The following is a 5,660-nucleotide window of genomic DNA, read 5'->3' as shown; positions in this document are numbered from 1 at the left end:
CTACTTCGTCGCGCTGGTCCTGCTGGGCACCACGATCGCCGTCGGCGTCTACCCGTACGACGATCCCTCTCCCTGGGGACGGCTGTTCAAGGACTTCGCCGAGGGATCGACGGCCGGTCTCGCGCTGCGTTCGCTGCCCCGGGCGGTCCCCATGGTGGCGCTGGGCATGTCGGTGCTGCTCGCGGGCGGGCTCACAGCGCTCTGGGAGCGATACGCGGCGGCCGGTCCGACCGCTACGGCTGCCCCCGGTGGACGGCCGGTCCGGTCGGGCCGGCGCCGACGGCTGGTTCCGCCGCTCGCCACCGGGGTGGTCCTGCTGTTGCTGGCCCTCGACATGTCACCGCTGTTCCGCGGCGAGTTCGTCGAGCCGTTACTCGAACGCCCCGAGCACGTCCCCGCCTACGAGACCGAACTCGCGCGCGCCCTGGACACCAGGAACAACGGCACCCGGGTGCTGGAGCTTCCCGGTGCCGACTTCTCCCACTACCGCTGGGGAAGCACCCTCGACCCGGTCACCGAGGGGCTGATGGACCGTCCGCTGGTCATGCGGGAACTCATCCCCTACGGCGAGGCGGGCAGCGTCGACCTGGTCCGCTCGCTGGACCGCCGACTGCAGGAGGGGGTGTTCGAGACCTCCGCCCTGCCGGACCTCGCCCGGCTGATGGGCGTAGGCGACGTGGTGCTGCGCAGCAACCTCGCCTACGAGCGGTACCGGACCCCGCGCCCCCGGGCCACCTGGAACCTGTTCACCTCGAACAGACCGGACGGGCTGGGTGTACCACAGACCTTCGGACCGCCGGTTGCCGAGGATCCCGGCATCCCGTTCACCGACGAGGTCACCCTCGGCACCGACCCGTCGGTGCCCGATCCGCCTGCGCTGGCCGTCTTCCCGGTCAGCGGCGCGCAGCCGATCGTGCGCACCGCCACCACCGCGCGGCCCCTGCTCGTCAGCGGCAACGGGGAGGCGCTGGTGGACGCGGCGGCCTCCGGCCTGCTCGCCGAGCCGATCGCCGACGGGCGGGCGATCCTCTACGCCCCGGAACTCGCCACCGATCCCACCGCGATGCGCCAAGCCCTCGACGACGGTGCGGACCTACTCGTCACCGACACCAACCGACGGCGCGCCGAACGGTGGACGGGCATCCGGGAGAACTTCGGCTACGTCGAGCAACCCGGGGTCAGGCCGCTGGCGAAGGACCCGAACGACAACCGGCTGCCGCTGTTCCCCGATCAGAACGTCACCAGCGAGACCACCGCCACCCTGCACGCCCCGGGATCCCCGGCGAAGATCGCCGAGGTGACCGCCACCAGCTACGGGAACAGCTTCTCCTACGGGGCATCCGACCGACCGGTCCGCGCGATCGACGGCGACCCGGGCACCGCGTGGCGGGTCGGCGCCTTCACCGACCCGACCGGGGAGGCCTGGCAGACCACGCTGGCCGAGCCGACGACGACGAACCAGATCCGCCTCGTCCAGCCGCTGACCGGGCCGCGCAACCGGTGGATCACCCGGGCGACGCTGACCTTCGACGGCGGCTCCCCGGTGACCGTCGCGCTCACCGACGCCTCCCGCACCGCCGCCGGGCAGGTCGTGCGCTTCCCCACCCGGGCCTTCCGGACGTTACGCATCCACATCGACGCGACGAACACCGGCCGGCAGCGCAGCTACGACAACGTCTCCGCGGTCGGGTTCGCCGAGGTCGCCATCCCCGAAGCAAACGGGGCACCGCTGACGGCCGAGGAGGTGCTGCGGATGCCGAGTGACAGCCTCGACGCCGCCGGTGCCGCCTCCCTCGGCCACCGGCTGGCACTGGAGGTGTCCCGGGACCGGGCCAACCCGTCGGAACCGTTCAAGCAGGACACCGAGTCGGTCATCAGCCGGTCGTTCTCCCTGCCGACGGCCCGGACGTTCGCGCTCACCGGCACCGCCCGCGTCTCCGCCTACTCCCCCGACGATCGCGTCGACCAGGTGCTGGGCCGCCCGGCCACCCTCCCGGCGGTGACCTCCTCCGGCCGGCTGCCGGGATCGCTCGCCGCGCGGGCGTCGAGCGCCTTCGACGGAAACCCGGCCACCGCGTGGAGCCCGGGCATCGGCAACCCGCGAGGCAGCTGGATCCAGGTCGCCTCGCCGACCCCGTTGACGGTCTCGTCGATGACGATGTCGATCGTCGCCGACGGTCGGCACTCGATCCCGACCCGCATCGGGATCGAGGTCGACGGCCAGCGGGTCGGCGCGGTGACCGTGCCTGCGGTCACCGACACCTCGGCGCGCGGGGGCACCCGCGAGGTGACCCTCACCTTCCCGGCCGTCACCGGCAGCACGTGGAAGTTCGTCATCGACGATGCCCGGACCGTCACCAGCATCGACCCCATCAGCCGCTCGCCGCTGGCGATGCCGGTGGGCCTCGCCGAGATCGGGATACCCGGCCTCGCGACCGGCGCCGCGGGCACCGGTCAGCCCACGGCGGGTACGGCAGGCACGGCAGGCACGGCAGGGAGCACCGCGACGGGGCTGTTGCCGGCCCAGATCCCCGCGCCCTGCCGGACCGACCTGCTGAGCATCGACGGTCAGCCGGTGGGGGTGCAGGTCACCGGGGGCACCGCCGACGCGGTCAACCGGCTCGGGTTGACCGTCGCCACCTGCGGCCAGCCGGTCACCCTCGGCCCGGGGGAGCACGTGATCCGGACCGCCGACGGGGCCCTCGCCGGCATCGATCTCGATCGCCTGCTGCTGGCCTCGGACGTCGGCGGCGGCCCGTGGCTGGACGCGACCGGCGCCGCCTCCGCCGTCTCCCCCGCCGGGACCCCACCGGCCGCGACGGGCACCACGGGAACGGCGGGCACCACCGGAACGACGTCGGCCGCCACGCCACGGGTGACGGTCCGATCGGCCGGCGACACATCCTTCACCGTCGACGTGACGGGGGCGCGGCCCGGTACCCCGTTCTGGCTGGTGCTCGCGGAGAGCCTCTCCCCGGGTTGGAAGGCGACCGTGGGCGGCGCCGACCTGGGCACCCCCAGGCTGGTAGACGGCTACGCGAACGGCTGGCGGATCACCCCGACGGCCGCTGGGTTCACCGTCACGCTGACCTGGACCCCACAACGGATCGTGTGGTTCGCCCTGGCGCTGTCCGCGGTGACGGTGCTGCTCTCCCTAGCACTGGTGATCTTCTACACCCGCCGAGCCCGCGCGACTGTGGCCACGCGGTCGTCCCGGGCACCGGAGCCGGATCTGCCGACAGTCGAGCCGTGGTCCGTCCGGGCGGGGCGTGTCGGCCCGCGCACCACCGTGCTCGCCGTGTTGGGGATCGGTCTGCTCTCGGCGGTGCTGGTCTCTCCGGTAGCGGGGGTCATCGTCGCCTTGGCGACGGCCGTGGCGCTGCTCGTGCCCCGCGGCCGGCTGCTGACCCGCGTCGGCCCGGTGGTCTGCCTGGGCGTCAGCGCCCTGTACGTGCTGCAGGTGCAGGCCCGGCATGCGCTGCCGACGGACGGAGACTGGGTCGCCGCGTTCGGGAAGGTGGCGACGGTCTCCTGGCTCACGGTGCTGCTGCTGGCGAGCGACCAGCTCGTCGCCCAGCTGCAACGACGGCGCGCGGCGGGGCAGCCGTCTCCCCGGACGGGCCCGGGGGAGGAGCCTCCGGGCCGCTGAAGGTCGGGCGACCGGAGATGCCCAGCGACCGGGGGCCGCGGCTCGCGGCGGCGGCGGCAAAGCTCCGCATCATGGATGCTTCTGCAACTAAGTTGCAGAAGCATCCATGATCTGGTTATCGTTCCTCTGCCCGCCGCACAAAAACTTCCCCGTCCACGTCGGCGTGCACCGCGAGGGGAGACCTGCCATGGTCGCGCAGGCCGGCACCATGCCGAGGGGAGGCCTTACCACCCGGGTCCGCGGGGCGCTCGACCGCCGGGAGTGGGCGCGTGTCGGCGGCATGGCCGCGGTCATCGTCGGGCTACACGTGATCGGCTGGGTGACGCTCACGGCAATCATCGCGCCGCACCACTACCGCTTCGGCGCCGACGGCCAGGTCTTCGGGGTCGGTCTCGGAGTCACCGCCTACGTCCTCGGCCTGCGCCACGCCTTCGACGCCGACCACATCGCCGCGATCGACAACACCACCCGCAAACTCATGACCGACGGTCAGCGCCCACTGTCCGTCGGCTTCTTCTTCTCCCTCGGCCACTCCACGATTGTGTTCGCCCTGATGCTGCTGTTCAGCGTGGGCGTCCGCTCCCTGGCCGGGCAGATCGAAGCCGACGGCTCGACCCTGCACAACATCACCGCCTGGATCGGCGCCGCCGTCTCCGGCGGCTTTCTCTACGCCATCGCCGCGCTCAACCTCGGCATTCTCCTCGGCATCATCAGGGTCTTCCGGGACATGCGCCGCGGCGGGTACGACGAGGCCGGCCTGGAAGAGCAGCTGAACTCCCGCGGGCTGATGAACCGCGTCCTCGGCCGCTTCACCAGGGCGGTCACCCGACCCTGGCAGATGTACCCGCTCGGCGTGCTGTTCGGTCTCGGCTTCGACACCGCCACCGAGGTCGCCCTGCTCCTCCTCGCCGCCGGGGCCGGCCTGCCCTGGTACACCGTCCTCGTCCTGCCGATCCTGTTCGCCGCCGGCATGAGCCTGCTCGACACCATCGACGGCTCGTTCATGAACTTCGCCTATGCCTGGGCCTTCTCCCAACCGGTCCGCAAGCTCTACTACAACATCACCATTACCGGGCTGTCCGTCGCGGTCGCGTTCCTCATCGGCAGCGTCGAACTGCTCGGCATCCTCGCCGAGAAGGCACATCTCACCGGCGAGTTCTGGGGCTGGATCGCGGGTCTGGATCTCAACGTCATCGGCTACTTCGTCGTCGGCCTGTTCGTCGCCACCTGGGCCGCCGCTCTGCTGGTCTGGAAGTACGGCCGCATTGAGGAGAGGTGGGCGACGGGCCGGCCCGAGGACGGCCGGGTCGAACCCACCGACTGACCGCCTGGCGTCCGGTTCGGGGACCACCGACAGCACGGGCCCGGCGGCTGCCCGAACCCCGGAATGTCGTCGGGTTCAGACGCGATGCGGCATAAGTGCGTTCGCCGGAATGACCCCAAGCCGGCCGGCCTGATAGTCCTCGACGGCCTGGCGCAGTTCGGCCCGGGTGTTCATGACGAACGGGCCGTACACCTCGACGTGTTCCCGGATCGGCCGACCGCCCAGCAGCAGGACCTCGAGGTTCGGCGAGGACGCGTCCTGCCGGTCGTCCGCGGTGACACCGAGCAGATCCCCCGTTCCGAAGACCGCAAGCTGACCGGCCCGGGTCGCCGTGGCGTCCGGGCCCACCGTCCCCCGGCCACCGAGGACGTAGGCGAGGGCGTTGAACTCGGGGTTCCACGGCACGCGCACCGCCGCGCCGGGGGTCAGCGTCGCGTGGACGACGGAGATCGGGGTATGCGTGGCACCCGGGCCCCGGTGGCCCCCGGTGTCACCGGCGATGACCCGCAGCAGGGCACCGCCGTCCGGTGAGGACACCAGGCAGACCTGGCCACCCTCGAGGTTCTGGTACCGCGGCGGGGAGAACTTGTCCTTCGCCGGGAGGTTCACCCAGAGCTGGACACCGTGGAACAGGCCGCCGCTGACGACGAGCTCCTCCGGCGGCGTCTCGATGTGGAGGATGCCCGC

Annotated in this window: 3 protein-coding genes; 2 read left to right on the top strand and 1 reads right to left on the bottom strand. The window is 72.0% G+C overall.

Annotation, left to right across the window (positions count from 1 at the left end; translation table 11 throughout):
• On the top strand, positions 1-3,649 hold a 3,649-nt coding region (locus AC08ON_RS10780; protein ID WP_476616884.1), incomplete at its 5' end, for an alpha-(1->3)-arabinofuranosyltransferase domain-containing protein.
• Between the two features lie 208 nt (positions 3,650-3,857).
• On the top strand, positions 3,858-4,973 hold the full coding sequence (nicT, locus tag AC08ON_RS10775) for a Nickel transporter NicT (RefSeq protein ID WP_476607427.1): 1,116 nt from the start codon (positions 3,858-3,860) through the stop codon (positions 4,971-4,973).
• A 75-nt stretch (positions 4,974-5,048) separates the two neighbouring features.
• Here the strand turns inward: nicT and AC08ON_RS10770 are convergent.
• Positions 5,049-5,660: pirin family protein (locus tag AC08ON_RS10770; protein WP_476616883.1), on the bottom strand; the 612-nt coding region annotated here is incomplete at its 5' end.

This window comes from Frankia sp. CoWAU3 (assembly GCF_977971855.1).
The sequence above is the reverse complement of the archived record's forward strand: the minus strand, read 5'-3'. Positions and strand labels throughout refer to the sequence as shown.